Origin of the sequence: Rhizobium sp. NZLR8 (assembly GCF_019685025.1) — a bacterium.
In the GTDB taxonomy this organism is placed as follows: Bacteria; Pseudomonadota; Alphaproteobacteria; order Rhizobiales; family Rhizobiaceae; genus Rhizobium.
The window spans coordinates 70,657-96,878 of record NZ_JABDVY010000020.1 but is presented as its reverse complement, the minus strand read 5'-3'; the positions used below and the strand labels follow the sequence as shown (position 1 = coordinate 96,878).

General features: G+C 62.2%; 26 protein-coding genes. 13 read left to right on the top strand and 13 right to left on the bottom strand.

Annotated features, from left to right (window positions below; all coding sequences use genetic code 11):
• Window positions 1-21: 21 nt before the first annotated feature.
• From HJB89_RS30140 to HJB89_RS30125, 4 genes are all read right to left on the bottom strand, one after another.
• A complete protein-coding gene (locus HJB89_RS30140; protein ID WP_221117581.1) occupies window positions 22-1,395 on the bottom strand; it encodes a glutamate--cysteine ligase in 1,374 nt (457 codons plus the stop codon).
• A gap of 147 nt (window positions 1,396-1,542) precedes the next feature.
• The gene (locus HJB89_RS30135; RefSeq protein WP_221117580.1) at window positions 1,543-2,280 is read right to left on the bottom strand and encodes a 16S rRNA (uracil(1498)-N(3))-methyltransferase; all 738 of its coding nucleotides are present in this window, start codon (window positions 2,278-2,280) and stop codon (window positions 1,543-1,545) included.
• Window positions 2,281-2,410: 130 nt separating this feature from the next.
• Complete coding sequence (locus HJB89_RS30130; RefSeq protein ID WP_221117579.1) at window positions 2,411-3,910, bottom strand: inorganic phosphate transporter; 1,500 nt, start codon at window positions 3,908-3,910, stop codon at window positions 2,411-2,413.
• A 63-nt stretch (window positions 3,911-3,973) separates the two neighbouring features.
• Window positions 3,974-4,540 (bottom strand): NUDIX hydrolase, encoded by a 567-nt coding sequence (locus tag HJB89_RS30125; RefSeq protein ID WP_221150907.1) that lies wholly within the window; start codon window positions 4,538-4,540, stop codon window positions 3,974-3,976.
• Between the two features lie 262 nt (window positions 4,541-4,802).
• Between HJB89_RS30125 and HJB89_RS30120 the strand changes: the two genes are divergently transcribed.
• Window positions 4,803-5,681 (top strand): LysR substrate-binding domain-containing protein, encoded by an 879-nt coding sequence (locus HJB89_RS30120; protein ID WP_221150906.1) that lies wholly within the window; start codon window positions 4,803-4,805, stop codon window positions 5,679-5,681.
• Between the two features lie 99 nt (window positions 5,682-5,780).
• Window positions 5,781-6,938 carry an adenosylhomocysteinase gene (locus HJB89_RS30115; protein ID WP_207583072.1) on the top strand — a complete coding sequence of 386 codons (1,158 nt, stop codon included), beginning with the start codon at window positions 5,781-5,783 and terminating at the stop codon, window positions 6,936-6,938.
• Between the two features lie 22 nt (window positions 6,939-6,960).
• Here the strand turns inward: HJB89_RS30115 and HJB89_RS30110 are convergent, their stop codons facing one another.
• Complete coding sequence (locus HJB89_RS30110; RefSeq protein ID WP_221150905.1) at window positions 6,961-7,956, bottom strand: zinc-dependent alcohol dehydrogenase family protein; 996 nt, start codon at window positions 7,954-7,956, stop codon at window positions 6,961-6,963.
• 136 nt (window positions 7,957-8,092) lie between these two features.
• Here HJB89_RS30110 and HJB89_RS30105 point away from each other — a divergent pair, with 136 nt between their 5' ends.
• Entirely contained in the window at window positions 8,093-8,944 is an 852-nt protein-coding gene (locus tag HJB89_RS30105) for a LysR family transcriptional regulator (RefSeq protein WP_207583074.1), read from the top strand.
• A gap of 80 nt (window positions 8,945-9,024) precedes the next feature.
• Here HJB89_RS30105 and HJB89_RS30100 read toward each other — a convergent pair whose 3' ends face one another.
• Complete coding sequence (locus tag HJB89_RS30100; protein WP_207583075.1) at window positions 9,025-9,921, bottom strand: LysR family transcriptional regulator; 897 nt, start codon at window positions 9,919-9,921, stop codon at window positions 9,025-9,027.
• 164 nt (window positions 9,922-10,085) lie between these two features.
• Here HJB89_RS30100 and HJB89_RS30095 point away from each other — a divergent pair, with 164 nt between their 5' ends.
• The 4 genes from HJB89_RS30095 (at window position 10,086) to HJB89_RS30080 (ending at window position 14,774) form a co-directional block, all read left to right on the top strand.
• Window positions 10,086-11,525 (top strand): FAD-linked oxidase C-terminal domain-containing protein, encoded by a 1,440-nt coding sequence (locus HJB89_RS30095; protein ID WP_207583076.1) that lies wholly within the window; start codon window positions 10,086-10,088, stop codon window positions 11,523-11,525.
• On the top strand, window positions 11,522-12,721 hold the full coding sequence (glcE, locus tag HJB89_RS30090) for a glycolate oxidase subunit GlcE (protein ID WP_221117576.1): 1,200 nt from the start codon (window positions 11,522-11,524) through the stop codon (window positions 12,719-12,721). The genes HJB89_RS30095 and glcE overlap by 4 nt, the downstream gene beginning before the upstream one ends.
• A gap of 262 nt (window positions 12,722-12,983) precedes the next feature.
• Window positions 12,984-14,294: a glycolate oxidase subunit GlcF gene (gene glcF, locus HJB89_RS30085; protein ID WP_221150904.1), complete on the top strand. Its 1,311-nt coding sequence runs from the start codon at window positions 12,984-12,986 to the stop codon at window positions 14,292-14,294.
• A gap of 39 nt (window positions 14,295-14,333) precedes the next feature.
• On the top strand, window positions 14,334-14,774 hold the full coding sequence (locus tag HJB89_RS30080; RefSeq protein ID WP_207583079.1) for a hypothetical protein: 441 nt from the start codon (window positions 14,334-14,336) through the stop codon (window positions 14,772-14,774).
• Between the two features lie 27 nt (window positions 14,775-14,801).
• Here the strand turns inward: HJB89_RS30080 and HJB89_RS30075 are convergent, their stop codons facing one another.
• From HJB89_RS30075 to HJB89_RS30065, 3 genes are all read right to left on the bottom strand, one after another.
• On the bottom strand, window positions 14,802-15,476 hold the full coding sequence (locus HJB89_RS30075) for an outer membrane protein (protein WP_207583080.1): 675 nt from the start codon (window positions 15,474-15,476) through the stop codon (window positions 14,802-14,804).
• 125 nt (window positions 15,477-15,601) lie between these two features.
• Window positions 15,602-16,294, bottom strand: coding sequence for a L,D-transpeptidase (locus HJB89_RS30070; protein ID WP_207583081.1), 693 nt, complete (start codon window positions 16,292-16,294; stop codon window positions 15,602-15,604).
• A gap of 351 nt (window positions 16,295-16,645) precedes the next feature.
• Window positions 16,646-17,395, bottom strand: coding sequence for a L,D-transpeptidase (locus HJB89_RS30065; RefSeq protein ID WP_207583082.1), 750 nt, complete (start codon window positions 17,393-17,395; stop codon window positions 16,646-16,648).
• Between the two features lie 241 nt (window positions 17,396-17,636).
• On the opposite strand from HJB89_RS30065, the gene HJB89_RS30060 reads away from it, so the two are divergent.
• Entirely contained in the window at window positions 17,637-18,266 is a 630-nt protein-coding gene (locus HJB89_RS30060; RefSeq protein WP_207583083.1) for a DNA-3-methyladenine glycosylase I, read from the top strand.
• Window positions 18,263-18,769, top strand: coding sequence for a hypothetical protein (locus HJB89_RS30055; RefSeq protein WP_207583084.1), 507 nt, complete (start codon window positions 18,263-18,265; stop codon window positions 18,767-18,769). Before HJB89_RS30060 ends, HJB89_RS30055 begins: the two co-directional genes overlap by 4 nt.
• A gap of 23 nt (window positions 18,770-18,792) precedes the next feature.
• Here HJB89_RS30055 and HJB89_RS30050 read toward each other — a convergent pair whose 3' ends face one another.
• On the bottom strand, window positions 18,793-19,497 hold the full coding sequence (locus HJB89_RS30050) for an HAD family hydrolase (RefSeq protein ID WP_207583085.1): 705 nt from the start codon (window positions 19,495-19,497) through the stop codon (window positions 18,793-18,795).
• A 398-nt stretch (window positions 19,498-19,895) separates the two neighbouring features.
• On the opposite strand from HJB89_RS30050, the gene HJB89_RS30045 reads away from it, so the two are divergent.
• Entirely contained in the window at window positions 19,896-20,945 is a 1,050-nt protein-coding gene (locus HJB89_RS30045; protein ID WP_207583086.1) for an aldo/keto reductase, read from the top strand.
• A 72-nt stretch (window positions 20,946-21,017) separates the two neighbouring features.
• Here HJB89_RS30045 and HJB89_RS30040 read toward each other — a convergent pair whose 3' ends face one another.
• From HJB89_RS30040 to HJB89_RS30030, 3 genes are all read right to left on the bottom strand, one after another.
• Window positions 21,018-21,377: a DUF305 domain-containing protein gene (locus HJB89_RS30040; RefSeq protein ID WP_207583087.1), complete on the bottom strand. Its 360-nt coding sequence runs from the start codon at window positions 21,375-21,377 to the stop codon at window positions 21,018-21,020.
• Between the two features lie 71 nt (window positions 21,378-21,448).
• On the bottom strand, window positions 21,449-21,832 hold the full coding sequence (locus tag HJB89_RS30035; protein WP_207583088.1) for a hypothetical protein: 384 nt from the start codon (window positions 21,830-21,832) through the stop codon (window positions 21,449-21,451).
• Between the two features lie 83 nt (window positions 21,833-21,915).
• A complete protein-coding gene (locus HJB89_RS30030) occupies window positions 21,916-22,677 on the bottom strand; it encodes a hypothetical protein (RefSeq protein ID WP_221150903.1) in 762 nt (253 codons plus the stop codon).
• A gap of 129 nt (window positions 22,678-22,806) precedes the next feature.
• Here HJB89_RS30030 and hisS point away from each other — a divergent pair, with 129 nt between their 5' ends.
• The 3 genes from hisS to hisG are packed head-to-tail and all read left to right on the top strand — an operon-like array spanning window position 22,807 to window position 26,186.
• Window positions 22,807-24,330, top strand: coding sequence for a histidine--tRNA ligase (gene hisS, locus HJB89_RS30025; protein ID WP_207583090.1), 1,524 nt, complete (start codon window positions 22,807-22,809; stop codon window positions 24,328-24,330).
• Window positions 24,331-24,372: 42 nt separating this feature from the next.
• Window positions 24,373-25,494 (top strand): ATP phosphoribosyltransferase regulatory subunit, encoded by a 1,122-nt coding sequence (locus HJB89_RS30020; protein ID WP_207583091.1) that lies wholly within the window; start codon window positions 24,373-24,375, stop codon window positions 25,492-25,494.
• A complete protein-coding gene (gene hisG, locus HJB89_RS30015) occupies window positions 25,491-26,186 on the top strand; it encodes an ATP phosphoribosyltransferase (protein WP_207583092.1) in 696 nt (231 codons plus the stop codon). Before HJB89_RS30020 ends, hisG begins: the two co-directional genes overlap by 4 nt.
• The last annotated feature ends 36 nt before the right edge of the window (window positions 26,187-26,222 follow it).

Sequence of the window (26,222 nt, the reverse complement as noted above, 5' to 3'; positions counted from 1 at the left end):
AGAGAGAAATTTTGGCCAGGCTCAGTACTGATAGTCCTCGAAGACAGGTTCCACGGAGCCGTGCCAGCGGCCGTGGTAGAGCGACAGCAGATCTTCGGCGAGCGTCGCCTTCTTGGCGAGCACCTCGTCGAGCGGCGCCAGGAAGATGCTCTCGTCCTGGCCTTCGCCGTTGAGCTTGCCGCGGGCCTTGAGGCCAGCCTTCGATATGCCGACCACTTCGCGCGCCATGTCGAACAGCGAATGTCCGCGGAATTGCGCTTTCAACCCTTGCGCCGGAACAGCATTGCGCAGGGCGCCGACCTCGGCAAAGCTCCAATCCTTCGTCAACGCGTCGGCGGCCTCGAGTGCGGCATCGTCATAGAGCAGGCCGACCCAGAAGGCCGGCAGTGCGCAGATGCGCCGCCACGGGCCGCCGTCGGCGCCGCGCATTTCGAGGAAACGCTTCAGCCGCACGTCGGGGAAGAGTGTCGAGAGATGGTTCGTCCAGTCGCCCATCGTCGGCGCCGGATCGGCGATCTCACCCTTCAACGCGCCATTCATGAACTGACGGAAAGTGACGTGGGTGCAGTCGTGATAGCGGCCGTCGCGGACGATGAAATACATCGGCGCGTCGAGCGCCCATTCGGCATAGTCGCGGAAGCCGAAGTCGTCGCGGAAAGTGAAATCGAGCAGGCCGGCCCGCCGGTTGTCGACATCGCGCCAGATATCGCCCCGCCAAGAGAGCAGCCCGTTCGGCTTGCCCTCGGTAAAGGGTGAGGATGCGAAGAGGGCGGTCGCCAGCGATTGCAGCTTCATCGAGACGCGCATCTTTTTGCGCATGTCGGCTTCCGAGGAGAAATCGAGATTCACCTGGATGGTGCAGGTGCGGTACATCATGTCGAGACCCATGGTGCCGACCTTCGGCATATAGCGGGTCATGATCTCGTAGCGTGATTTCGGCATCTGCGGGGTTTCCGCATAGGTCCATTTCGGACTGCCGCCGATGCCGAGGAAGCGGATGCCCATCGGCTCGGCGATTTCGCGCAGCGTCGCCAGGTGTTGGTTCGATTCCTTGCAGGTCTCATGGATCGTCTCCAGCGGTGCTCCGGAGAGTTCGAACTGACCGCCGGGCTCGATCGAGATGGCGCCCATGCCGCTCTGCTCGGCAAGGCCGATGATGTTGCCGCCGTCCGTGATCGGCTCCCAGCCGTTTTTCTTCTGCAGGCCGGTCAGCAGGGCCGAAATGCTGGCATCGCCGAAATAGGGAACCGGGCTGTTGTCGGCGCGGAAGAAGGCGAATTTCTCATGTTCGGTGCCGATCCGGAAACGCTCCCGCGGCTTGTTGCCCGCGGCAATATAATCGGTCAGATCCTGGACCGAAGAGAGCGGTGTCTGGTCGGTGGTGTCGCGGGCCATGCGGGATACCTGCATTGAAAAAGGCGCCCAGGGGGCCGGGCAATTGGAAGGGTGATTTGGACCCAAGCCACCCATGTTGCAAGTGAAATTCTTTCAACGACGCATCAAAAAAATAGCAGCAATTTCCGTGTCCACCCGTTTTCGGCGTCAGGTCCAGTCGCCGATCGCCGCCTGGACCAGCGCCAAGGCTGCAACGGCTGCCGTATCGGCTCGCAGGATGCGCGGTCCGAGCGGAATTGCGGTGACGAAATCGAGGCTTCGAAGCCGCGTCCGTTCTTCTTCGGAAAAGCCGCCTTCCGGCCCGACCAACAGAGCGAGATGCCTTTCCTTGATCGCTGAAAGCACCGGCAGCGGATTTTGCCCGGCATCGCCCTCGTCGCAATAGATGATGCGGCGCTCCCTCGGCCAGCGGTCAAGCAGGTCGAGAAGTCTCACGGGCTCGGCGACATCGGGAATGCCGAGAACGCCGCATTGCTCCGCCGCTTCGACGACATTGGCGCGCAGCTTGTCGAGATTGGTGATCTTACCCTGGACGTGCTGGGTCATGACCGGCTGCAGCAGCCCGGCGCCCATTTCCACCGCCTTCTGCACGAGATAATCCAGGCGGCCGACCTTGAGCGGCGCAAAGAGATAATGCAGGTCGCACGGCTGCGGCTGCGGCCGCGTCTCTTCGATTGCTCTCAGCAGGATGCGTTTGCGCGTGGGGAAGGAGAGGGTCGCCTTCCACTCGCCGTCGCGGCCGTTGAAGAGCAGGATCTCCCCACTTTCCTCCATCCTCAGCACATTGGCGAGATAGTTGAACTGGTCGGCATTCGCCTCGAGGGCGGCGCCGCTGGAAAGCGGCGCGTCGACGAAAAGCCGTTGCATGCGGAAATTGGCGCGCATTTAAAAACTCGCGGGTTTTAGAGCATGATGCCGAAAAGTGTGTGCGATTTTCTTATGGCATCATGCTCTAACTCTTTAATTTAGAACAGGATTCAGATTTTAGGCCGAGCGGGCCTAAAATCATCCTGTTCTAGACGAAGAGCGCGAACATAACCCAATATATCATTGCCGCAAGCGCTGCCGAAACCGGCACGGTGACGATCCAGGCAGCGATGATCGTCATGAAATGCGAGCGACGCACGAGATAGCGCCGGCGTGTCTCGTGGATATTCGGCTCCTCCGGCTCGTCGATATCGAAGCTTTCGGCCTTGCGCCTGATATAGGCGATGCGGCGCTTCGAATGGCGCGTGTACCATTCGCGGAAGAAGCCGACGCCGAAGACGGCGCCGACGGCGATATGTGTGGTGCTGACCGGCAGGCCGAGCCAGGAGGCGACGATGACGGTGAAGGCGGTCGACAGCGCGACGCAATAGGCCCGCATCGGATTGAGCTTGGTGATCTCCTCGCCGACCAGGCGGATGAGGCGCGGCCCGAACAGCAGCAGGCCGACGGAGATGCCGAAGGCGCCGATCAGCATCACCCAGAGCGGTGGATGGCCGATGCCGTCACCGCCGCCGATACCGACAGAGTGGACGATCGCCGAAAGCGGCCCGACCGCGTTCGAAACGTCGTTGGCGCCATGCGCAAAGGAAAGCAGCGCCGCAGAGCCGATCAGCGGCAGCCGGAACAGCACCCGCAGCGAGCTGTTGCGGTTTTCGAGATTGCGCGCCTGGGCGAGCACAAGCGGCCGGGCGGCAAGCCAGCTGACCAGCCCGATGCCGATGCCGATGAGGATGATGGTAAAAGACGGAAATTTGCCGGTAGGCGACAGTTGCAGCACCATATAGGCCATGAAGCCGCCGGCCATCACTGCGACCAGCACCGGCACCCAGCGCTGGGCGGCCGCGACCTTGTCGTCGCGATAGATAATCAAGGTCTTGACGAGGTAGAGCAGCCCGGCCGCGATCAGTCCGCCGATCAGCGGCGAGGTGATCCAGCTCGAGGTGATCTCCAGCATCACCCGCCAATTTACCGGTTCCGGCCCGACGGCCGCGATACCGGCGCCGATCACCGCGCCGACGATCGCATGGGTGGTCGAAACCGGCGCGTTCAACCAGGTTGCGAGATTGATCCAGAGGGCTGCCGCCGTCAGTGCCGCCATCATGATCCAGCCGAGCATCGCCGGCGGCACCTGGACCGTGTCGACGATGTTCGAGGAAATCGTCTTGACGACATCGCCGCCGGCGATCGTGGCGCCGAGAACTTCGAAAATAGCAGCGATGACCAGCGCCTGGCCCATCGTCATCGCGCGCGCCCCGACGGCAGCGCCGACATTGTTGGTAACGTCATTGGCGCCGATGTTCATCGCCATGTAGCCGGCAAGGGCTGCCGCCGCCACGACGAGCACCGCTCCTGGCTGGTCGAACACATAGACGCCGGCAAACAGCATGGCCAGACCGACGAAGATCAGCCCGAGACCAGGCGCCACCAGCCGCCGCAAGACATGCTTCGTTGCGTCCTCGGCATGGGTGATCTTGGCGAGGTCTTTGTCGAGCGTGCGTTTCGTCAGGACTGTGGGACGTGGCGGCATTCGTTTTCCGAGGTATGAAATCTGCTTCTACGTTGCTTTTCTAGCACCGCAAGATGGCAGGATTCATTCCGCCGAAATTGGTTTGGCCGCCGAAATCTGTTTGGCCGTCGAAATCTGTTTGGCCGCAGGAGCCTGTTTGGCCCGTCGGGTCGTAAATCTTTCCGATACCGTCTGCTTGAAGGCAAGCAAGAGGGTGCGAAGCTCCGGTTCGCGCACGCGCCCGGCCGCCTCGTCGAGTGAGACCCATTCGATGCGGCGTTCGCCCTTTTCCTTGAAGTTCTTCGCCATGTCGGTGACTTCGAGCGCATAGACCTGCACCTTGCAGGCCACCTGCACGCCGTCGCGCAGGACTTTCGAATAGCTGTAGGCGCCAAGCGTTTCCGTCTCGACCGCGCCGCGGACACCGGCTTCCTCAAATGCTTCCTGTGCGGCGACCTCATGGGCGCATTTGCCTGTCATCGGCCAGCCCTTGGGAATGACCCAGCGGCCGGTATCGCGGCTTGTCATCAAAAGGACCTCGGCATCACCGCTCTTCTTCTTCACCCGATAGCAGATCGCACCATATTGCTGTCGCGGCGGACGCCGGAACATCAGCTGCACATCGGATGCCAATCGGGCGAGAAGAGTCAATTGTCGGGTCACCTTCGCAGTGGTTGTTAGGAATCACTCATATACGTGTATCACGAAAAGCTTACACAATCCAAAAGCCGCAAACGCTCCGAACGCGATTCGACCCCCGATCATAGAGGAAATCAGGCTGGGCCAGCCTTAAAAATCCGTCACGTCCTGTTTCGAATGCGCCACATTGCACAGGTGTACAATATGGCGTGGTCTTGCCTTTCGTTCAATCGCAAGATCAAGTGATCCACCATCATTTTTGAATGTCGTCAACATGCGCCTTCCACCGCTCAATGCCGTCCGCGCCTTCGAGGCAGTCTGCCGTCACGGCAGCATTCTCAAGGCTGCCGAAGAGCTGAATGTGGTGCGCGGCGCTGTGCGCCAGCAGATTGCCACACTGGAGGGCCACTTCGGCCGCAAGCTCTTTCTGCGCGATGGCCGCAGGCTGGTCCCCACCGCGGAGGCCAGCGCTTTCGCCGAGGCGTCGGGCGCGGCTTTCGACATTCTGCAGCGCGCTGCTTGCGAGCTTGAAGGCACGGTGCCGGGCTGCATCCGGCTCGGCGTGCCCTCCGCTTTCGCGGTCTGGTGGCTGATGCCGCGTGTCGCGGATATGCAGACGAGTCTCGGCGATGTGGTGGTCGACATCGTACCGAAGACGGTGGTCGAACCGTTGCAGATGCACCCGGAATTGGACGCCGTGATCATGGGCGGCGAATACCGGCCGTCCGCGGGGATTAGCGCCGTGCGGTTCATGGAGGACGAGTTCGGCCCGGTCGCCACGCCGGCGCTTGCCGCGACACTGTCGCCCGACCCGGCGGCAATGGGCCGGCTCACCATGCTTGCCAGCCGCAGCGTTCCCAAGCTCTGGGACGAGTGGTTTGTCGAAAGCGGCACGCCGCCGGTTGCCTTTTCCCGCCGCCAGGAATTCGAGGATCTGCTGCTGGCGCTCGGTGCCGCCCGCTCGGGGCTCGGCATCGCCCTTGCGCCGCGCGCCTCGATCGAGGACGATCTTCTGCGCGGTCAACTGGTGGCACCCTACGGCTTCGTCTCCCGTCCGTCCGGCTACAGCCTCTGCTGCCGCACGCCGGATGCCAAGCGACCGGGTTTTGCGGCCCTGTCCGGCTGGCTGCACCGTTGCGGGAAAGCGAGCTGAAAGGGCAGATTTTCTGCTCCTTCGCCAGAATAACCTCCATAGTCGCCGCCCTGCCGCTCCGCTAAAAAATATGGGAGCATCGGCAACAGGGATGAAATGATGGAAAAGACTGCGACACGCATCGACTGGATCGGCAGCAGCTGTCGGCTGTTGAAGGCGACCGCGGCCGAATTCGAGCGGACGCGTCCCTTCGCTGGCCTGTCGATCGGCACCGGCATTCATCTGGAACCGAAGACGGTGGCGCTGCTGATGACGCTTCGCGCCGGCGGCGCGCATCTTGTCTGCACCGGCAATCTCAACAGCACCCAGCCTTCGACGGTCGAGTTCCTGCGGTCCCAGGGCATCACCGTTTTCGCCACGCAGACGACCGATCCCGCCGCCCATCATGGCAGCCTCGAAGCAGTAATTGCTGAAAAGCCGGATCTGCTGCTCGACAATGGCGGCGATCTCTTCGCCATGGCGGCGGAGAGGCCCTACGCCAATCTCCGTGGCGGCACCGAGGAGACCACCTCGGGGCGCACGCGGCTGCTGCCGTTGCGCGAACGCCTGAACATGCCGATCCTCGTCATCAACGACAGCCCGATCAAGCAGTTCGCCGAAAACCGGCATGCCGTCGGCCAGAGCCTGTTCGAAAGCTATTTGCGCTTCACCAACCGCTCGACCAACGGCAAACGTGTGACGGTCTTCGGCTACGGCGCCTGCGGCAAGGGCACGGCCGCCTGTTTCCGCAACGCCTTTTCCACCGTCAGCGTCGTCGATATCGATCCGGTGACGACGCTCGAAGCCCATCTCGACGGTTTCGTCACGCCGCTGCGTGACGATGCGATTCGCTCGGCCGACATAATCGTCACTGTCACCGGCTTTGCCGGCATCGTCACGGCGGCCGACCTGCTCCTCATCAAGCACGGCGCGATCCTGATGAATGGCGGCCATTTCCCGCATGAGATCGATGTCGAGGCTTTCCGTCGCCATTCGGATGTCGTCGGCATCGATTGTTACGAGGCCGACCATATCGAGACCTTCCATCTGATCGACGGTCGTTCCTTCCATGTGCTGGGCGGCGGCCACATGGCCAATCTCGCCGGTCCGCGGCCGCTCGGCAATACCGTCGAATCGATGGATCTCGGCTTCACCCTTCAGGCCCGCTGCCTGGAACGCATCGCCAAGGGCGAGGCCGCTCCCCAATCCTGCATCGTGCCGGTCCCCGGCGATATCGACGCGATGGTGGCCAACGCTTATCTGGATTTGGCGCGCTAGATGTGAGCATTCAGCGAAGAGATCAGTCGATCTCGACGACGAGCTTCCCGTCCGCCTGCCGGTTTTCGATCAGCCGATGTGCCTCGTCGGTATCGCCCAGTGTGAAGCGGTGCGGGTCGAGCCTTGGCACCACCTTGCCGGCTTCGACCAGCTTCGTCATTTCACGCATGATCTCGCCGTGATGGGGGCGTCCTTCGCCGGTCAGAAGCGGCAGCAGCGTGAAGACGCCGGAATAGGTCGCCGCCTTGAAGGAGAGCGGCGCCAGCGCGTGATTTCCCCAGCCAAGGCAGCTCACGACATGACCGAACCGGTTAACCGCCTGGAACGCCGTATCGAGCCCCTGGCCGCCGACCGTATCGTAGACCAGATCGAAACCCTCGCCGCCGGTATGTCTAGCGACATAGGTTTCCACCGCTTCCGCGGCACGATCGATCGGCGTTGCATCGAGACCGGCGAGATAGTCCATTTTCGAAGCGCCGTCGACGACATAGACCTGCGCCCCGACGGCCTTGGCGATCTGGGCGACGATATGGCCGACACCGCCGCCGCCCAACACCAGCACCTTGTGATCGGCTCTCACTCCGGCGCGGTCGACGAGTCCTTCCCAGGCGGTAATTGCGACCAGCGGCAATGCTGCGGCCTCGCGCATCGAAACGTTCTGCGGCTTTGGCGCCAACAGTGCGGCGTCGACGGCTGCGAATTCGGCAAGCGATCCCTGAACGCCGCCGACCCCGCCGGTCATGCCATAGACCGCGTCGCCGCGACGGAAACCGCCGACGCCGGGTCCGATCTCTTCGACGATACCTGCCATATCGATGCCAAGAATGGCCGGAAGCGGGTGGCGCGCATGGGCCGCATTGCCGGCTCGGATCTTGAGGTCGAGCGGATTGACGCCGCTCGCCGTGATGCGCACCAGGACCTGGCCTTCGACGGGCACCGGCTTCGGAACATCGGCGATCCGCAATGGCGAATTCGGCGATTCCGCCAGCAGCACTTTCATCGTTGATTGTATCGACATGCAACTCTCCTTCGTTCGCAGTGTGGCGCCTACGGTCGCAACGGGTCTTCTGGAAGAAAGATCGCTCATTGAAACGCGAATGAAAATAAAAGACAACGACTGAAGCTCATGCATTTTTGTTTGATGGATACGAGTGATGGAATGGAGCGACCTGAAGCTGTTTCTGGCGATCGCACGGTTCGGCACGCTGGGGGCAGCAGCCCGCAGCCTCGGGCTGACGCAGCCGACGATGGGCCGGCGGTTGCGTGCCCTTGAAGCCTCTCTTGGCCAGACGTTATTTCAGCGCACCACGGAGGGCTTTGTGTTGACCGAGGAAGGCGCGGTCGTGCTCGCCGGTGCCGAACGCATCGAGGAGGAGGCGCTTGCTGTGGAGCGCGTCCTTACCGGCGGCAGCCGCCAGCTCGGTGGTTTTCTCAGGCTATCCTCATCCGACTGGTTCGGCGTGCATATGCTTTCGCCGGTGCTGGCGGAATTCTCCCAAGTCCATCCCAAGGTGGTGGTTGAATTATTGACCGACAGCCGGCTTCTCAGCCTGCCGCGACGCGAAGCCGACCTCGTTTTCCGCATTCAGCCCTTTACGGAAGCGGAGATCATATCGCGCAAGCTCATCCATATCGAATACGGCCTTTACATCCGTCGCGGCGCGCCGCACCCGAAAGCATTCGATGGCGCCGGCGCCCGCCTCGTCACCATGGACGAGGCTTTCGGCGACATGCCGGATGTCGGCTGGCTGCAGCGCCTCTTGCCGCGGGCTGAAATCGTCTTGCGCAGCAACAGCCGCGATGTGCAGGCGGCGCTCTGTGCCAATGGAGCAGGGCTCGCGGTCCTGCCGCGGCCGCTCGGTGATTCCATTGCTGCCATCGAACTGGTCGGTCTCGGCGAGGCACCGCCCGGCCGCGACACCTGGGTCGGCTATCACCGCGACATGAAACGCCTGGCGCGGCTGCGCGCCCTGCTGGATCTTGTCATTGAGAGATTGGCGGGCTGAACCGACGCTGGAAAATGATCCCGAAAATGTGAGCGATTTTCGGAGCGACATCACGCTCCAATTTCCAGTTGGGTCTGCAGTCATATCTCCCAATAGGGGACGGGGCCGTAAAGCTCCGCGAGATAATCGATGAACAGCCGCACCTTGGCCGGCAGGAACTGCCGGCTGGGATAGACGGCCGAAAGTGCTACATTGTGCGAGCCTTCATAGGCCGGCAGCACCTGCACCAGCTGGCCGGCTTTGAGCTCTTCGCCGATATCCCAGGTGGAGCGCAGGGCGATCCCGAGGCCTGAGATGACCGCCTCGCGGATCACCTCGCTGGAATTGGTGATCAACATGCCTTCCGGCTTCAGGCTGAGCATCCCGCCCGGCCCGTTCAGCCGCCAGGTGTCGTTATTATGCGCCGGCAGGCAGCGGTGGTGTTTCAACTCGTCGATATGCCTGGGTTCGCCATGTGCCGTCAGATAATCCGGCGAGGCGCAGAGCAGCCGGCGCACTGGCGCCAGCCGGCGAGCGACGAGGCTCGAATCGGTGAGTTCCGCGATGCGGATCGCCAGATCGAAACCACCGCCGACGATGTCGCTGAATTCGTCCGTCAGCACCAGGTTGATCGTAAGCTCCGGATGCGCCTGCATAAACGTCTTCAGATGCGGCGCGATGTGCATGCGTCCGAAAGAGGTCGGCGCCGAGATCTTCAGCGTGCCGTGCATCTGCGCCGAGCGGCCGGAAATGTAGAATTCCGCCTCCTCCAACCCGGCGAGAATGCCAAGAACGCGGTCGTAGAAACCCTGTCCGGCCTCCGTCAGCGAGATTTGCCGCGTCGTGCGCTGCAAAAGCCGGGTGCCGAGCCGATCCTCCAGCCGCTTGATCCGTTTGGAGACGACGGCGGGAGAAAAGCCGAGCGCGCGCCCGGCGAGCGACATGCTGCCTGTCGAAACGACCTTGGCAAAGATTTCGAGATCACCCAGATTGGTCATAAGGTTTTGTGACTTTTTCCCTTTTTGTCATAAGTGCTTAGCATTTGCGCCAATTTCGGGAAAGTGTTAAGCCGGGTCTATCGGCGGCAGGGAGGTTCGCGGCCGGTTTCCGCTGCCATTTCCTGTTGTCATTTTCCCGATGAAAGAGAATCAGGGAGAACGCCATGTCCGACGCCATATCGTTTCTCGAGCCGCGCGCCGATGTGCTGGCGCGCCGAGCCCAGATCGTCGCCGATCTGACCGAACTTCTGCCACCGGAATGCCTGGTCCATGAGGCGCGTGAACTGGTGCCGTTCGAGACCGACGCATTCGTTTCCTACCGTCGTCTGCCGCTCGCCGTCGCCCTGCCGCGCACCACGGCCGAGGTTTCGGCCATCATGCGTTATTGCCACCGTTACGGCATTCCGGTCGTGCCGCGCGGCGCCGGCACCTCGCTTTCCGGTGGCGCCATTCCGCAAGAGGACGCCGTCGTGCTCGGCCTGTCGAAGATGAACCGCATCCTCGAAATCGACTTGCCGAACCGCGGCGCCGTGGTGCAGGCTGGCGTCACCAACCTCAATATCTCGGAATCCGTCTTCGCTGACGGCTTTTTCTACGCCCCCGATCCGAGTTCGCAGCTCGCCTGTACCATCGGCGGCAATATCGGCATGAATTCCGGCGGCGCCCACTGCCTGAAATATGGCGTCACCACCAACAATCTGCTCGGCGTCAGGATGGTGCTGGTCGACGGCACGGTAATCGAACTCGGCGGCAAGGCGCTGGATGCGGCGGGTTATGACCTGCTCGGCCTCGTCTGCGGCCATGAAGGCCAGCTCGGCATCGTCACCGAGGCGACGGTACGGCTGATCGCCAAGCCGGAGGGTGCCCGCCCTGTGCTCTTCGGCTTCGAGACTTCGGAAGAGGCCGGCGCCTGCGTTGCCGATGTCATCGCCGCCGGCATCGTTCCGGTCGCGATCGAATTCATGGACAAACCGGCCATCGAGATCTGCGAAGCTTTTGCCCATGCCGGTTATCCCCTCGATGTCGGCGCGCTGCTGATCGTCGAGGTCGAAGGGTCGGAAGCGGAAATGGACGCCACGCTGAAGGACATCGTCGAGATCGCCCGCCGCCACGGCGTCAAGACCGTGCGCGAATGCCAGTCGGCGACCGAAGCGGCGCTGATCTGGAAGGGCCGCAAATCCGCCTTCGGCGCCACCGGCCGCATCGCCGACTATATCTGCATGGACGGCACGGTGCCGCTCAGCCAGCTTTCGCACGTGCTGAAGAGGACCGCCGAGATCATCGATCATTACGGCCTGCGGGTCGCCAACGTCTTCCATGCCGGCGACGGCAACATGCATCCGCTGATCCTCTTTAACGCCAACGATCCGGAGGATGCCGCCCGTGCCGAGGCGGCCGGCAACGATATCCTCAGGCTCTGCGTCGATGCCGGCGGCTGCCTCACCGGCGAACATGGCGTCGGCATCGAGAAACGCGACCTGATGCGACATCAATATTCCGAGGCCGATCTCGCCCAGCAGATGGCGGCGCGCGCCGCCTTCGATCCCGGGTGGCTCCTCAACCCGTCGAAGGTCTTCCCGCTCGAAGGGCGTCCCCCCGCATGATCGATCTGATGCCGACGAGCGAGGAAGAGGCGGCGGCGATCGTCCGCGCCCATGTCGAGGCCGGCCGGCCGCTTGCAATCTGCGGCGGCGATACCCGCTCGGGCTTCGGCAATGCCGTCATCGCCGAAGACCGGCTGCGCTCGACCGGGCTTGCCGGCATCGTCGCCTACAAACCCGGCGAAATGGTCATGACCGTGCGATCGGGTACGCCGCTTGCAGAGGTCGAGGCGGCACTTTCCGACAGCGGCCAGATGCTCGCCTTCGAGCCGATGGACCATCGCCCTGTCATGGGAACCTCGGGTGAGCCGACGATCGGCGGTGTCTTTGCCGCCAATGTCTCCGGCCCGCGTCGGCTGATCGCGGGAGCCGCCCGCGACAGCCTGCTCGGTGTACGCTTCGTCAACGGCCGCGGTGAGATCATCAAGGCCGGCGGCCGGGTGATGAAGAATGTCACCGGCCTCGACCTGGTCAAGCTGATCGCCGGCTCGCACGGCACGCTGGGCTTCCTCACCGAAGTCACCTTCCGTGTGCCGCCGCGTCCGAAGACCGAGCGTACGGTGGTTCTATCCGGTCTCAACGACGCCGAGGCGGCAAACGCCATGGCGGCGACGATGGCGCTGCCGGTCGAAGTCTCGGGTGCCGCCCACCTGCCACTGACGGTGACGTGGAAATTCCTCGCCGGCAAATTGCCGGAGGGCGAGGCGACGGTTCTGCGCATTGAAGGCCTGGCGAGCTCGGTCGACGCGCGCATCGAAAAGCTTGCGGCGGCAATGTCGGCCTTTGCGACGGTGACGCGGCTGGATGAGCCGGAAAGCCGCAAGCTCTGGCAGGAAATCCGTGACGTGCTGCCCTATGCCGATACGACTTTGCGGCCGGTCTGGCGCGTCTCGGTCGCCCCCGGCACCGGCCATCAACTGGTCGCAGCGCTGCGCCTGGAAGCCGGCGTCGACGCCTTCTACGATTGGCAGGGCGGACTCGTCTGGATGCGCATGGAGGCCGGCCCCGAAGCCGACCTGGTCCGCCGCTATATCAAGGCGCTTGGCGGCGGCCATGCGACGCTGATCCGCGCATCAGGCGAAGCAAGGGCGGTCACCGCCGCCTTCCAACCCGAGCCCGAGGCGGTGGCGACGCTGTCGCGGCGGGTGAAGGAGAAGTTCGATCCGGCGGGGATTTTTAATCCGGGGAAGATGGGGTGAGAAGATGAGTCTGTGCGCGGAGTACCCCCCTCTGTCCTGCCGGACATCTCCCCCACAAGGGGGGAGATCGGATGGGGTTGACGGCTTCCCCAAACAATTTAGGCCCGAACAACTCCGGAACTGCGACGCCAACACGACAGAGCGGGACCGATCGTCCAACCTCTTGCCAATCTCCCTCCTTGTGGGGGAGATGTCCGGCAGGACAGAGGGGGGTAACAACGGCCCAACCCCCGAGATCCTCCCGAAGCGGAGGCTCCGCTAGATGCAAACCAACTTCACTCCCACCCAGCTTCTCGACCCTGATGTCGCCGAATCAGAGCAGATTCTGCGCAAATGTGTCCATTGCGGCTTCTGCACCGCCACCTGTCCCACCTATGTGACGCTCGGCAACGAGCTCGACAGTCCGCGCGGCCGCATCTACCTGATCAAGGATATGTTGGAAAACGGCCGGCCCGCCGATGCCGAGGTCGTTACCCATATCGACCGCTGTCTCTCCTGCCTTGCCTGCGTCACAACCTGTCCCTCTGGTGTCGACTACATGCACCTGGTCGATCACGCCCGCGCCCATATCGAAAAGACCTACAAGCGTCCGTTGATGAACAGGCTGACGCGTGCCATTCTTGCCGCCGTGCTGCCCTATCCCGGCCGTTTCCGTCTGGCGCTCAATCTCGCCCGCCTCGGCCGACCTTTTGCCGGCCTGATGCGGGGAGCTGCGCTGAAACCCTTCGCCGCCATGCTGGCGCTTGCGCCGCGCCGCATCCCCGCAGCTTCGGCCTTCGCAAAACCCGGCAGCTACCCGCCCGAGACGGAACGGCGTGGCCGGGTGGCGATGCTTTCCGGCTGCGCCCAACCGGTGCTCGATCCCGGCATCAATGCGGCGGCGATCCGGCTGCTGACCCGGCTCGGCGTCGAGGTCGTGCTGCCGGAAGGCGAAGTCTGCTGCGGTTCGCTCGTCCATCACATGGGCCGCGCCGAACAGGCGCTCGCCAGCGCGCGGGCCAATGTCGATATCTGGACGCGCGAAATCGACGGGCAGGGGCTCGATGCCATCATCATCACTGCCTCGGGCTGCGGCACGACGATCAAGGATTACGGCCATATGCTGCGCCTCGATCCCGCCTATGCCGCAAAGGCGGCGAGGGTTTCGGGCCTCGCTAAGGACGTCACCGAATATCTCGCAACCCTCGACCTGCCGGCGCATATGCCGAAGGGCATCACCGTCGCCTATCACTCCGCCTGTTCCATGCAGCACGGCCAGCGCATCACGCTGGCGCCGAAGCAATTGCTGAAAGCGGCGGGTTTTACCGTGCGCGATCCGGCGGAAGGCCATCTCTGCTGCGGCTCGGCCGGCACCTACAACATCATGCAGCCGGAGATCTCGGCTGCCTTGAAGGCACGCAAGGTCAAGAATATCGAGGCGACCAAGGCCGACGTCATCGCCACCGGCAATATCGGCTGCATCACCCAGATCGCCACCAGCACCGGCATGCCGATCCTGCATACGGTCGAGCTGCTCGATTGGGCCTACGGCGGCACTGTGCCGGAAAAATTAAGAGGTTTGCCCTTAGGCTGACGAGAAAGGCCGATCGGGCCGGTCTCGGGAGTTTAGACGATGTGGCGGGGAATGATTGTGCTTGCGGGACTGCTCTGTGCGGCAGGGACTGCCCATGCGAATAGCCGCTTTTTCTGTTCCGCCGATGACAAAGAAGCGCGCTTCACGCTCGAAAGCGGTTTCGAAAGCCAAGCCGGTCACAAGCTCAACCATTTCCGCGGCGCGCTTGTTGTCAAGGATCCGGCGCAATCGACCGTGTTCGGCAAGCGTGTCTTCGAATCGCAGCATCTGACCAACCATTGGTCGCGCGACGGCGATCTGCTGCTGGAAGTCTTCGACGGCGGCGAAGATGAAACCGGCGGAGCAACGCTGGATCTGGTCGTGGTTGCCGGCGAACGCGGCAAGCCGGCTGCAACTTTCAGCGGCACCTATTCCCTGACGATCGAAGGCGGCAGCAAACCCTATGCCGTCGAGGGCAAGGTCAGCTGCGGCACCAAATAGCACCGCAGCCGAAACTCAATTATTCAATTACCAATGGAACGCGACGCCGACGTTGACGGCATTCGTGAAGATGTTGGTCTTCAGGTCCACGCCGCTATCGATCGGAACGTCGATGCGCGAATAGGTGCCCTTGTATTCGACGAAGGTCGACCAGCGATCGGTCACCTTGAAGTCGACGCCGGCCTGGGCCTGTAGCGTCACGCCGCCGAATTCATAAGCCCAGGTCTTGCCCTCGGGACGAATCACTTCGACATGCGGAATGTTCACGCCGACACCGGCGCCGAGATAGGGAGTCCAGCGGCGAGCCGGATCCTGGAAGCGATAGAGCCCATTCACCGTCAGCAGGTTCAGGCCGTCGGTGAATTCGAAATGCGACCAGCCGGTCTTGGCGAGCGTGTCGTCGTCGGCATAGACCTTGTCATGGGTATAATCGAGCGAAATACCCCAGTTCGGCTTGTTGAAGTTCTCGAGCCACCAGGTGACGCGGCCGCCGTAGTAAGGCGGGCTGCCGAAGGACTTGCCTTCCCAGCCGGCGGTGAAATGCGTGCCGTCGGAAAGATCGACGCCGCTATGCGGTGCCGTCTGGTAGCCGCCGTAGACAGAGAATTGCAGGTCTTCCGCCGAGGCGGAGGCTGCCGAACAGATCGTGAAGAAGGCGATGCCCGCAAGCAGCGAAGCGGAAGAACGCAGCGCATATGTCATTGAATAGCCCCGATATTGTAAAAATAAGTCGTCCTTGCCGCAGATGTGCCAGCTTTCCGCCGCAATGTCTAAGAAAAATAAAAGGCGCGTCAAAGAGCGCCTTTCGTTTTTTTCGTGAGTGTTGCTCAGCCGCCGAATATCGTCCGCAGCACGTCGATGCCTCTGTCCTCGAACGCGACCGTGCCCTGCCTGTTGCCGGGACCGATGACGATCACCTTGGTGCCGACGGGCGCGCGATCATAGAGATGCGTCACATCCTCGTTCATCATCCGGATGCAGCCGGAAGACATGTTGAGGCCGATGGTCCAGGGCTGGTTGGTGCCATGGATGCGGAAAATGGTGTCGCGGCCGCCCTGGTAGAGATACATGGCGCGGGCGCCGAGCGGATTGTCCTCGCCGCCTTCCTGGAAGGCAGGAATCATATGGCCCTTGGCGGCTTCGCGGCGGCGCATCTCGGCCGGCGGCGTCCAGCCCGGCCATTCGGCCTTGCGGCCGATCTTGACCACACCCGACCAGCCGAAGCCGTCACGGCCGACGCCGATGCCGTAGCGGGTGGCCCGGTTGTTGCCTTCGACGAGGTAGAGATACTTGTTGTTGGTATCGATGATCACGGTGCCGGCCGCTTCCGGCGTCACCAGCCGCACTTTCTTACGCTTGAACTCCGGCTTCACATATTTCGGCATCTGCGCGACACGCACGATCTGCGTCGGATGCCGTGTATTGTCGGGCGTGGAGCCGGCCGGCGCTGCAAAGGCTGATGTAGACATCAAGGACAGGACAAGTCCGGCGGCAGCCAGACCCGGCATTAATTTGATCATGAATCGATTCCCCTCAAGCAAATCCGCCCGAGGCTACATGAACTTCTGCCCGATTCAAGATCGGCGTGGCCGGATAAAACATTTTTGGAGAAGGGAGCCGCCTGTTCTTGCGGCTATCTAGAACATGATGCCGAAGAGTGTGTGCGGTTTTCGAACGACAGCATGCTCTAACTATTTAATTTAGAACAGGATTCAGATTTTAGGCCGATCGAGCCTAAAATCATCCTGTTCTAGAGCATTCCCGTTTTCTACGAAACGCGGAAATGCTCTATCCTTTTGTTTTTACGCAATTCCGGAAGCAAAACCGCTGCACACTTTTGCTGGAAATTGCTCTAGCTACTACGTGTGCCGTTAGATGACGATGACGCGGGTTCCGACGCTGACGCGGTCATAGAGGTCGACGACGTCTTCGTTGCGCAGACGAATGCAGCCGGAGGAGACGGCGCTGCCGATCGACCAGGGCGCGTTGGTGCCGTGGATACGGTAAAGCGTCGAGCCGAGATACATGGCGCGTGCGCCGAGCGGGTTTTCCGCACCGCCGTCCATACGCGCCGGCAGGTAGTGGCCCTTGGCGGCTTCGCGGCTGATCATCTCGGACGGCGGCGTCCAGTCCGGCCATTCCTGCTTACGGGTGATCTTGTGGGCGCCTGCCCATTCGAAGCCGGGCTTGCCGACGCCGACGCCGTAACGCCGCGCCTTGCCGCCCTGCATCACCAGATAGAGGAAGCGGTTGTTGGTATCGATGACGATCGTGCCGGGCTTTTCCTGGGTGTCGTAGTCGACCATCTGCGGCAGGTATTGCGGCTCGATCGGATGGCGGATCGCCGGTATGCCGGGATTGATCGCCGAAACGGTCTGCGGTGACACTGGCGGCGCCTGGCGGAGCACGCGGCGCTGGAAAAGGCCACGCTGCTGCGGCTGGATGACCGGCCGCTGGTAGACGACGGGACGAACCGTACCGCCGCCGAGCTGGTAGACCCAAGGCGCGGTCAGGTCGGGGCTTAGCACGACCGGTGGGCGGGTAGCATAGCGGTCGTCTGCAAGGGCGGCCGTGGAAAGAACGCCGAGCAGGGCTGCAGCAAGAACAAGCGGTTTCATCATCGGACGGACTCTCTACAAATGACCGAAAACGTTGGCGGGATACATCCGCCTGCAAAGACGCTGCCACCCAATCCGCCAGCGAATGGTAAAGATCGATTCATGAAAAGCCGACCGACCGGATAAACTTTTCGTCAGGGTTACCGTTCGGTTTGGAAAGACGGTTTGCAAATGGTAAAGCCGGAATCATGACCGGAAAACGAAGCGGACCCGGCGAACAGACGGACCCGGGAATGAAGCGGACATGAGCGAGACAGGCATCATCATCGGCGAGGACGGCAGGAGCCGATGCCACTGGCACGCCAATCTGCCCGATTATCTCAGATATCATGACGAGGAATGGGGCCGCCCTGTCACCGATGACATTCGCCTCTTCGAGAAGATCTGTCTCGAAGGCTTCCAGTCCGGTCTTTCCTGGCTGACCATCCTGCGCAAGCGAGAGAATTTTCGCGCCGCCTTTTCCGGCTTCGATTTCGAGAAGGTCGCTCTCTTCGGCGACGAGGACATCGCTCGCTGCCTGGCCGATGCCGGCATTATCCGCCATCGCGGCAAGATCGTCTCGACCATCAACAATGCCAGGCGCGCCATTGCGCTCAGGGACGAATTCGGCTCGCTCGCCCATTATTTCTGGTGCTACGAACCGGGTCATAACGAGCGACCTGGAGTGGTCGACCGTGAGCATATCGTCGCAAATCCGACGACGCCGACCTCGACGGTGATTTCAAAGGATCTGAAGAAACGCGGCTGGACCTTTGTCGGCCCGACCACAGTTTATGCTTTCATGCAGGCGATGGGTCTCGTCAACGATCATCTGGAGGGCTGCTTCTGCCGGCCCGAGGTCGAGGCGATGCGCGCCGCTTTGGTTCGCCCATGAAAGAAGATGCATCCGTGAGAATATTGATCACCGCCGCTGCCCTGTTTTTCCTATCGGTCTCAGCCATGGCGCAGACGCCGCAGCTCGATCCTGGCGAGAAGCTCGAGAAACTGCAGTTCCCGGCTGTCACCATGCAGCTGAAGGGCTGGACGAAGTTCGGCAACGGCCATGTCTATACGCTGCCGGTGCGCACCGGCCAGCACCTGAAGATCGACTTTGCCACCAAGAGTAAGTTCGCCTACCTGGCGATCTTCGACCTGTCGAAACCGGATGACGAGGCCTTTTTCGGCACCGACGAGGACGGCTTGAGCTTCGAGACGACGGTCAAGGAAAACACCACTTGGCTGTTGCGTCCCTATTATTCCAAGGTCTCGCCGCGCCGCGGCCTTGGCGCCCCCTTCAGTATTCTGATCGAGCCTTTGGCCACTGCGCCGAAGCAGCCGCAGCCACCAGCCGAGCCGGAACGCCCGTCGCTGTTTCCGAAGGCGCCAGCCAAGCCGTAATAAAACAGAGCGCTTTTGTCCGCCTATGCCAGCCGGTCGATCAGGTCGCGCAACTCGCCGAGATGGCCGATCTTGCGGAAACGCGGCGCCTCCGTCGGCTCTTCCACATGTTCCAGCACCCAGGTGAGTTCGTGCGGCACGAAGACGCCGTAGCTGCCGGCGGCGATCGCCGGCACGATGTCGGATTTCAGCGAATTGCCGACCATCATCGCCCGCTCCGGCCCGTCGCCGACCTTGGCGAAGATGCGCCGATAGGTGACGGCGGTCTTGTCGGAGACGATCTCGACGGCATCGAAGAAGTCGCCGAGCCCGGATTGGGCGAGCTTGCGCTCCTGGTCGAACAGATCGCCCTTGGTGATCATCACCAGCAGGTATTTGCCGGCAAGCGCCTCCAGCGTGTCGCGCACATGCGGCATGGTCTCGACGGGATGGCTGAGGAGGTCGCGGCCGGTATCGAGGATTTTGGCGATCACGCTCGAGGGAATCTTACCCTCGGTGATCTCGATCGCCGTCTCGATCATCGACAGCGTGAAGCCCTTGATGCCGAAGCCGTAGTGGCGAAGGTTGCGTTTCTCGGCTTCCAGCAGCCGCTCGGAAATCTTCGGCCCTTCGGCGAAATCGGCAAGAAGCCCGGTGAAATGCGCTTCCGTCAGCCGATAATATTGTTCGTTCTGCCAGAGCGTGTCGTCGGCATCGAAGCCGATCGTGGTCAGTGGTCGCGTCGTCATATGCGTACCTTTGAGCATGATGCCGAAAAGTGTGAGCGGTCTTCTTATGACATCATGCTCTAACTCTTTCATTGAGAACAGGATTCAGATTTTAGGCCGCTCGGCCTAAAATCATCCTGTTCTTGAAATATGGCCGGCAATCTATCGCTCGCCTGTGTCGAGACAAGGGCTGTGTGGAGACAAGGGCTGTGTGGAGACAAGGGCTGTATGGAGACAAGGGCACTCATCTCCGCTTGGAAGGCGCAACGTTGAAAATCGCCGCCGCCGCACTACATCGAGTTTGCCTCACCTTGCAGCCAGCCACGGCTGTGCCTGTCACGCGCAGGCCAATAATCAAAAAATGAAGTTCTTAAGTTCGCAAGCCCCTCTTGCGGCAGACACAAAGGATTTTTTCGACCATGCGTTACAATCAACTTGGAAATACGGGACTTTTCGTCTCGGAAATCTGCCTGGGCACCATGACCTTCGGCGAAGCCAAACAGGGCAGCATGTGGGGCGCCATCGCCGATGTCGACCAGAATGCCGCCGACCGGATTGTCGAGCGCTCGCTTGCATCAGGCGTCAATTTCATCGACACGGCCGACGTCTATTCATCCGGCGAGTCCGAAAGGCTGCTCGGCCAGGCGCTGAAGAACCTCGACATCCCTCGCAAGGACGTCGTCATCGCCACCAAGGTCTACGGCGTCATGGGCGACAAGCCGAATGACCGCGGCGCTTCGCGCGGCCACATTATGGATTCGATCGAGGCGAGCCTCAAGCGCCTGAAGACCGATCATATCGACCTCTATCAGATCCACGCCACCGATACGGTGACGCCGATCGAAGAGACGCTGCGCGCCTTCGACGATCTCGTTTCCCGCGGTCTCGTGCGCTATATCGGCGTCTCCAACTGGCAGGCCTGGCGCATCTCCAAGGCGCTCGGCCTCTCCGAACGCCGCGGCTTTGCCCGTTTCGAAACGGTGCAGGCCTATTATTCGATCGCCGGCCGCGATCTCGAGCGCGACATCGTGCCGATGATGCAGGAGGAAAAGCTCGGGCTGATGGTCTGGTCGCCGCTCGCCGGCGGTCTGCTCTCCGGTAAGTACGGTCCCGGCGCGCCCGGCAACGGCGAGGGCCGTCGCGCCAGTTTCGACTTTCCGCCCGTCGACCAGGACAAGGCCTGGGCCTGCGTTGCCGTCATGCGCGAAGTCGCCGAAAAGCACGGCGTCAGCGTCGCCACCGTGGCGCTCGCCTATATCCTCGCCAAGCCTTTCGTCACGACAGTCATCATCGGCGCCAAGCGTGTCGACCAACTCGACCAGAACCTTGCCGCCGTCAAGCTGAAGCTCGACGGCGACGATATGAAAAGGCTCGACGAGGTCAGCGCCCTTGCTCCCGAATATCCGGGCTGGATGCTGGCGCGACAGGGCGCCGGCCGCCGCCCGGCCGATTTCGAGCCGAAGGATTGATTTGCAAGTCCAAGGGCATTTCGGTGAGGGAACGCCGGAGATATCCGGCGTTCTTTTTTTGCAGACGATCGGTTATTTGCCGTGGGCTTTAAGCCAGGCATTCATCTCGGTGATCTCGGCTTCCTGCGCCTTGATGACGCCTTCGGCGAGTTTGCGGATATCGGCATCCTTGCCGTATTGAAGTTCGATCCTCGCCATGTCGATCGCGCCTTGATGGTGCGGGATCATGCCGCGGACGAAATCCACATCGGGATTGCCGCTATATTTGATCGTCATATCCTTGTGCATCTTGGCGTTGGCCTCGCTGAATGCGTGGCTTGCTGCATCGTGACTGCCCATCGGCTTGCTCATGTCCATCGACATGTCTTCGGCAAGGCTGGGGGCGGCAACGAAGGCAAGCATTGTAGCAAGCGTAACGATTTTCAGAGACATGAGAGATCCTTCCTCTGTCTGACAATAGGTCTTCCAGGCAGCAGGGCTACCTGATTGGCATGGATGGGGTGTCAGGACAGTCGGGGAGGGGGCGCCTGCGGCGCGGGCCTTTTATCATCCAGGGCGCGGGCAAGTGCCGGGGCAGGATAGCCGAAAACGGATTTTCCGCCGTCCATGACCGTCACCGTCGGCGGCAGCAGAAGACAGGCGGCGCAAAGCGGCATATGCGCAACGTCGCCGCTAGCGCAGGGATCTTTCAGGGGAGCGATTTGCCTTGGCCCCTCGGGCATATTCCCTTTGGACACATCCATGCCGGCCATCTGATGGTGCATGCTGCCGGCCTCGACGGTGACCGGCGCATTCATCGACGCGCATGTCGGACAGCCCGCCCATGCAGACATGGCGCTGTAGACCAGCCAGCCGAGTAACATCGTGATGAGGGCGAGTGTCCGCATGATGTTTCATATAGGCGAATGCGGGCCGCACGCCAAGCTGGCCGACGATGACAGGCTGACGGATCACGGCATTGTCATGCCTCTCACCAGGCGGCGATCACCTGGTGCTCGATCCGGTAATCCCGGCTCTCCTCGCCGAGCGGCGCGACCGGCCATGTCCAAGTCGCTTTTGCCGGTGGCTGCGAGACACCGTGCAGCAGGTCGGCCTCTTCCTGCACCCTGCCGTTGCGGTCGATGACGGCATATGCGATGTCGGTCACCAGACAGCTGCGGCAGGCAAGCCCCGAAAGCCCGGTCAGATGCGCGGCGATCAACCCTTCCACCGTATCTTTAGGCATGCGGCCTGCCTCGGTCTCGTGGCGCCGTTTCACGCCGCGGCCGATCTGCGACAGCAGGTTGGCCGAAACGACGAAATCGAGATAAGGCACCGAACGCAGGAAGCCCAGTGGTTCGGGCTCCCTGCCGGCGGCGAGATCGTCATAGCCGGAGAGATCGCGCTCGATCAGCCGGACATTGCGGTAGCCCTTGGCCGTCAGCCACAGGCGCACCGAGGCGAGATGGACGAGGTCGACCAGCACGACAGTGTAGAAGTCTCTCGCCAACTCTTTGATCGGCACGTCGCGCAGCAGGCCCGAACCGAGCACGACCGCCGTCCGTTTCTGCCTGAGATCGGCTGCCGCCGCGCGTATCGCATTCCGGCTCTTCTCTTCGTGTTCGGCCCAATCCTTGGAGCAACGTCGGGCCCGGGACCACAGATTGACGGAATAGCGGATGAACTTTCTGTAGGACTTGCCGGTCAACGGCAATGTCGCGGTATAGAGAAGCGCCTCGGCGATCATGAGCATATCCGCATTTCTGATGGACGCCTCTGCTTCAATCGATTCTGCCTGCGGCTTCAAGACCCTTCGCCCTTGCCGCTCCCGGCCCAATCCGCTAGGAAACCGCCACTGTCACAGTCAGCGGAATTCCCGGAAATGAACGATAAGCAGAAGAAACCGCAAAAGCTCAAGGCCCGCCTGCCGCGCGGCTTCGTCGACCGCACGGCCGCCGATATCCGTGCCGTCAATGAGATGACGGCAAAGATCCGGGAAGTCTACGAGCATTATGGTTTCGATCCGCTCGAAACGCCGCTGTTCGAATATACCGATGCGCTGGGCAAATTCTTGCCCGACAGCGACCGGCCGAATGAGGGCGTCTTCTCGCTGCAGGACGACGACGAGCAGTGGATGTCGCTGCGTTACGACCTGACCGCGCCGCTCGCCCGTCATGTCGCCGAGAATTTCAACGAAATCCAGCTTCCCTACCGCACCTACCGCGCCGGTTACGTCTTCCGCAACGAGAAGCCCGGCCCCGGCCGCTTCCGCCAGTTCATGCAGTTCGATGCCGATACGGTCGGCGCGCCGGGCGTCCAGGCCGATGCCGAAATGTGCATGATGATGGCCGATACGCTTGAGGCGCTCGGGATCAAGCGCGGCGACTATGTCATCCGCGTCAACAACCGCAAGGTTCTGGACGGCGTGCTGGAGGCGATCGGCCTCGGCGGCGACGACAAGGCCGGCCAGCGGCTCAACGTGTTGCGCGCCATCGACAAGCTCGAGAAGTTCGGGCCGGAAGGTGTGGCCCTGCTGCTCGGTCCCGGCCGCAAGGATGAATCCGGCGACTTCACCAAGGGCGCCGGCCTCGACCAGGCGCAGATCGACAAGGTGCTGTTCTTCGTCGGCATCAAGGACTATGCCGAAAGTGCTTCGCGCCTGGCCGAGCTCGTCGCCGGAACCTCGAAGGGCGTCGAAGGCGTCGACGAGCTGAATTTCATCGGGGCGTTGGTCACGAGCGCCGGCTATCAGTCCGACCGCATCAAGATCGATCCCTCGGTCGTGCGCGGCCTCGAATATTATACCGGCCCGGTCTACGAGGCCGAGCTCAGTTTCGACGTCACCAACGAAAAGGGCGAAAAGGTCGTCTTCGGTTCGGTCGGCGGCGGCGGCCGCTATGATGGCCTGGTCTCCCGCTTCATGGGTCAGCCGGTTCCGGCAACGGGCTTTTCGATCGGCGTCTCCAGGCTGATGACGGCGCTGAAGAACCTCGGCAAGCTCGGCGCCAGCGAAGTGATCGAGCCCGTGCTGGTAACCGTCATGGACGGCGATGTCGAGGCGATGGGCCGCTATCAGAAGATGACCCAAGAGCTGCGCGCCGCCGGCATCCGCGCCGAGATGTTCCAGGGCAACTGGAAGAAGTTCGGCAACCAGCTGAAATACGCCGATCGCCGCGGCTGCCCCGTCGCCATCATCCAGGGCGGCGACGAGCGCGCCGACGGCGTCGTGCAGATCAAGGATCTGATCGAGGGCAAGCGGCTTTCCGGCGAGATCGAGGACAATGCCAGCTGGCGCGAGGCGCGTGTGGCGCAGGAGACAGCGCCGGAAGCCGACCTCGTCGCCAAGGTGAGGGAGATCCTTGCGGAGCAGGCAGAGGATCGGAAGAGGGCGGGCGGCGATGTCTGAGGCCGTTCCGACACGCTCGTCGCTTACCGTTCGGAGCGCGGCATGCCCCTGATCAACCTCCCCGAATTTGCCAACGATCTGCTGGCCGAATTTACCGCCCGCAACACCGAGCGCATCGACACGCCGGTGATCCAGCCGGCCGAACCCTTTCTCGATATCGCTGGCGAGGACCTGCGCCGCCGCATCTTCATGACGGAGAGCGAAACCGGGGCGAGCCTTTGCCTGCGTCCCGAATTCACCATCCCCGTCTGCCTGCGCCATATCGAGACGGCAACCGGCACGCCGAAGCGTTACGCCTATCTCGGCGAGGTTTTCCGTCAGCGCCGCGACGGCGCCAATGAATTCTATCAGGCCGGCATCGAAGATCTCGGCGATATCAACCTGTCCGGCGCCGACGCCCGCGCCATCGGCGATGCCACCGGCATTCTCGCCCGCCTGCTGCCGGGCCGGCGCCTGTCGGTGACATTAGGCGACCAGGCGGTGTTCGAAGCCGTCGTCCAGGCGCTCGGCCTGCCGCTCGGCTGGCAGAAGCGCCTGATCCACGCCTTCGGCAACATGACGCAGCTGGAAGCCCTGCTTGCCGGCCTCGTCAGCCCGCAATTCGTCACCGGGCTGGACGACGATATTGCCAAGCTTGTCGCGTCAGGCGATGAGCAGGCGCTGGTCGCCCATATCGAGCAGGAAATGCAGACCACGGGTTATTCGGCCAATGCCGGCCGCTCGCCGCTGGAAATTGCCCGGCGGCTCAAGGAAAAGCTCATCCTCTCCGAAACGCGTCTCGACGACGCGGCCTTCCATGTGCTGGAGGAGTTCTTGTCGCTCCACGTGCCGCTCGTCAATGCGTCCGCGGCCCTGGCCGGTTTCGCCGATGCGGCCGGCCTGAAACTCGGCAACGCACTATCCCGCTTCAACGGCCGCGTTGCCGCCCTTGCCAATGCAGGTGTCGACCTCTCTTGCGTTGACTACCGCGCCGCCTTCGGACGGCCGCTCGATTATTACACCGGCCTCGTCTTCGAGGTGACGGCGGAAGGCTCGGCGGCGGTTCTGGCCGGTGGTGGCCGCTTCGACCGGCTGCTGACCTTCCTCGGCGCAACGGACCGCATTCCGGCCGTCGGCTTCTCCTTCTGGCTCGACCGCATCGAAACCGAAAGGGCAGCCGTATGACCATCACCATCGCGCTTCCCTCCAAGGGCCGGATGAAGGACGATGCGTCGGCAATCTTCGAGCGGGCCGGCATGCCGATCGCAGCCGTCGGCAACGACCGCTCCTATCGCGGCCGCGTCGAAGGCTGGGACGATGTCGAAATCGCCTTCCTCTCGGCCTCCGAAATCTCCCGCGAACTCGGCAACGGCACCGTCGATTTCGGCGTCACCGGCGAAGATCTGATGCGGGAAGGGTTTGCCGAAGTCGACAAGCGCGTCGAATTCTGCGCCCGCCTCGGCTTTGGCCATGCCGATGTCGTCGTCGCCGTGCCGGAGATCTGGCTGGATGTCGAGACCATGGCCGATTTGGTCGATGTCGCCGCCGATTTCCGTGCCCGTCATGGCCGGCGCCTTGCCATCGCCACCAAATACTGGCGGCTGACCCAGCAGTTCTTTTCGAGCCAGCACGGCATCCAGCTTTATCGTATCGTCGAAAGCCTCGGCGCCACCGAGGGGGCTCCGGCGTCCGGCTCGGCCGATATCATCGTCGATATCACCTCCACAGGCTCGACGCTGCGCGCCAATCGCCTGAAAGTGCTTCAGGACGGCGTCATCCTGCATTCGCAGGCCTGCCTCGTGCGCGCCCGCAGGGAAAGCCATGCGGACGAACCCGCGGTGCAGGCAATCATCGACGCGGTGCGCGCCGCCCTCTGATCTCCAGGCATAAGAAAAACCCGCCGTCGGATGTGA